The 3,086-nt window shown below is 46.1% G+C and carries 3 protein-coding genes; 1 reads left to right on the top strand and 2 read right to left on the bottom strand.

The features are described 5' to 3' along the window. Positions 1 to 56: 56 nt before the first annotated feature. Positions 57 to 830: a phage portal protein gene (locus C508_RS0117230; protein ID WP_422664659.1), complete on the bottom strand. Its 774-nt coding sequence runs from the start codon at positions 828 to 830 to the stop codon at positions 57 to 59. A gap of 145 nt (positions 831 to 975) precedes the next feature. Between C508_RS0117230 and C508_RS0117225 the strand changes: the two genes are divergently transcribed. Beyond that, positions 976 to 1,383, top strand: a complete 408-nt coding sequence (locus tag C508_RS0117225; protein ID WP_018704811.1) for a hypothetical protein — start codon at positions 976 to 978, stop codon at positions 1,381 to 1,383. Here the strand turns inward: C508_RS0117225 and C508_RS0117220 are convergent, their stop codons facing one another. Further along, entirely contained in the window at positions 1,384 to 2,931 is a 1,548-nt protein-coding gene (locus tag C508_RS0117220) for a terminase large subunit (protein ID WP_018704810.1), read from the bottom strand. It abuts the gene before it with no gap. Positions 2,932 to 3,086 lie beyond the last annotated feature (155 nt).

Raw genomic sequence — 3,086 nt, 5'->3', positions numbered from 1 at the left:
GCTTTCGCCTTTCGGTTAGGCAGATTGGCTCACCCATGATTGTGGGTGGTAGTTCCTTATCCTACTTTTAATGACGCCCTATCTGGGCGTACACCCTCTTCCAGCACCGCTACCCGGTGAGCGTTGCTACTTCCCTGGTACACGGCATTCCAGCTTTCCCGGATACGCGCCGGATCTTTGACCACGCCGGGATGCTCGAGTACTCCTCCGGGATTTGCCCCATTGGCAAAGAACTTAGCGCCATATTCCTCAGTGGCGATGGCCATTCCGATCGCGTTTTTGGCCATGGCAATCGGCGAGTAGCCGATAAGGCCGTCAAAGCCAAGTCCTGGAATGTGGAGGACTTCGTAATTGCGCAATAAAAATGTCTGCCCATCTTTTTCGTATTGGTAGTACAGAATTCCCTGATCGTTCCGGTTGACCAGCATCTTGTTCGGGAGCAGCGGATATAAGCCAACAACTCTGCCCCGGCCATCTCGGATGATCTGGGCATAGGCATTGCCCCATAACAAAAGATGCCCCATCAGTGTTTCGCGAAACACGAATGAGGTCATCTCCGGATTTGGCTCGCTATGGAGCAAATAATAGATTGGATGGTCGATGGCTTTTTCCTTGCCGTTGGCTGTATAACGATAAGTGTGCATTGGCAACGAAGCGATGGTTTCCGCCAGGATTCTGACGCAGGCGTAGACCGCGGTGGTTTGCAGCGCCGTTCGCTCGTTGACCGTCTTGCCGCTGGAGCTGGTGCCGAAGAAAAAACTGTAGGCGCTACCCCAGAAGCTGTTTTGCGGGCTGGCTCTTGTTTGAAAAAAACGCGATAAAAAGGGGATTTTCATGAGTCACCTCCACTTTCAAGAAAATACATGCCTTTTTAGAAATATTTTCAATAACATATTGCACTCCCTATATCGATATGTTATATTAGTTATGTAATAACACGTAACTGAAAATACGTTTTTAAGGAGGTTTTATTTTATGAAAGCAACTTTTAGTGACTTTCTTCAAAAGGCCCCAAACTACAAAAAGTTTTCCGGCAATGCAGAGGCCATCCACATTTTTGATACCATTTTGTCTGAAGATCAAAACATTATCGCAATGATTGACATCAGCGAGGCTGGGAAACCGGCTCTATGTGCCTGCTTGGCTCAAATCGAAAATTATTACGAGAGCCAGTCTTCACCCCAGTTTGACCTAAAGGACAACTTCACAAAACAAGCTTTAGGAACAATGGTACGAATCGTTCTAGAACCTTTTGGATATTTAACCAGGTCGCAAAAAGATATTCCAAAATCTTATCAGCCCAAGTACGTCACCTCTGCAATGACCTACGAAAAAACAGGTATAGCCTCAATGAAAGTTGTACGTCGTATCGAACCAGTTTAACTACAACACCAGTATCCCTCTATTATCATACACGCTCCCACTATAGCCACCATTCCGAATAGCCCTGTCCAGCGCCATGATAAGCGCTACAGCACCGTCAATGCGATCGGTGCTTTTTTCTTTATCTGGCTTGATGTTGCCCGCCGGATCTGTTTTTACATAGATGTTATCCATCATCCAACGAAGCACCGGATTGCTTCCATGAGCCAACTTCTTTTCCAAGGTCAGCTTCATCAGCTCCTTGGACGCTGGAGACATGTCCTTATAACCCTGGCCAAACGGCACAACGGTAAAACCCATGCCTTCAAGATTTTGCACCATTTGCACAGCGCCCCAGCGGTCGAAGGCAATTTCCTTGATGTTATACTTGGTGTTGAGTTCCTCAATAAACGCTTCAATGAAGCCATAATGAACTACGTTGCCCTCGGTGGTCTTAATATAACCCTGTTGCTCCCAGATATCGTACGGTACATGATCGCGCCTAACTCTGGTTGCGAGATTATCCTCCGGAATCCAAAAATAAGGCAGCACAATAAATTTCTCATCGTCTTCAAGCGGCGGAAACACCAGCACAAAAGCAGTAATATCCGTGGTACTAGATAAATCAAGCCCGCCATAACAAACTCTACCGTGTAGACTTTCGGGACAGATTGGAAAATCGCACTCGTCCCAACGGTCCATCTGCATCCAGCGCACTGACTGCTTCACCCATTGGTTAAGCCGTAATTGCCTAAACAGGTTTTCCTCGGCTAAATTCTCTTTCGCGCTTTGAAAGGCAGCCCTGACTTTTTCTATATCAATGGTATGACCCAGGGATGGGTTAGCCTTATACCAATTTTCTTCATTGCCCCAATCGTCAGTATCCTCGATTCCATAAATAGCTGAATAGAAAGTCGGGTCAATTTTTCTTCCGGACAAAATGTCCGTCGCTTTTTGATGCACTTCATAGCAGATCGAGTTTCGGTCATTGCCAGCGGTAGTAATCAGGAAAAATAGCGGTTGTGTTCTGGCATCGCCAGAGCCTTTGGTCATAACATCATATAGATTACGATTAGGCTGAGCGTGCAACTCATCAAATACAACGGCATGCACATTGAGTCCATGCTTGGTATAAGCTTCTGCCGACAACACCTGGTAAAAGCTATTGGTTGGCTGATAAACAAGTCGCTTCACCGACATGATCGGTTTAATCCGTTTTTTGAGTGCCGGGCACTGATCTACCATATCGACTGCCACGTCAAATACGATGGAAGCCTGCTGGCGATCGGAAGCACAGCCATACACTTCCGCCCCCCATTCATTGTCGCCGCAAGTCATATATAGTGCTATTGCAGCAGCAAGTTCACTCTTTCCATTCTTCTTTGGAATTTCAATGTAAGCCGAATTATATTGCCGATAGCCATTTGCTTTCACCGTTCCAAAAACCTCGCGGATGATTGTATCCTGCCAGGGCAACAGTTCAAACGGTACTCCACGCCACTGACCTTTGGTATGCTTTAAGCAGTTGATAAATTGAACTGCACGCTGCGCCTTATTTTCATCATACACTCTTTTTGCCTCCGTTTATCAAAATCAGTTCCATCGGATCAGCAGCAGACTGTTGACCAGTATTGGCATGCCCCCCGAAAATCGAGCCAGATTTTAAGTTAGAAAAAAGTATGCTAGACTAACTTAAAAAGGAGCGAAAAACATGGGGAAGAAAA

Source organism: Anaeromusa acidaminophila DSM 3853 (assembly GCF_000374545.1).
In the GTDB taxonomy this organism is placed as follows: domain Bacteria; phylum Bacillota; class Negativicutes; order Anaeromusales; family Anaeromusaceae; genus Anaeromusa; species Anaeromusa acidaminophila.
This window is presented reverse-complemented; position numbering and strand designations above follow the sequence as displayed.

Coding starts and splice junctions, on each gene's coding strand:
- C508_RS0117225 (WP_018704811.1), top strand. CDS start 976: ATGAAAGCAACTTTTAGTGACTTTCTTCAAAAGGCCCCAAACTACAAA.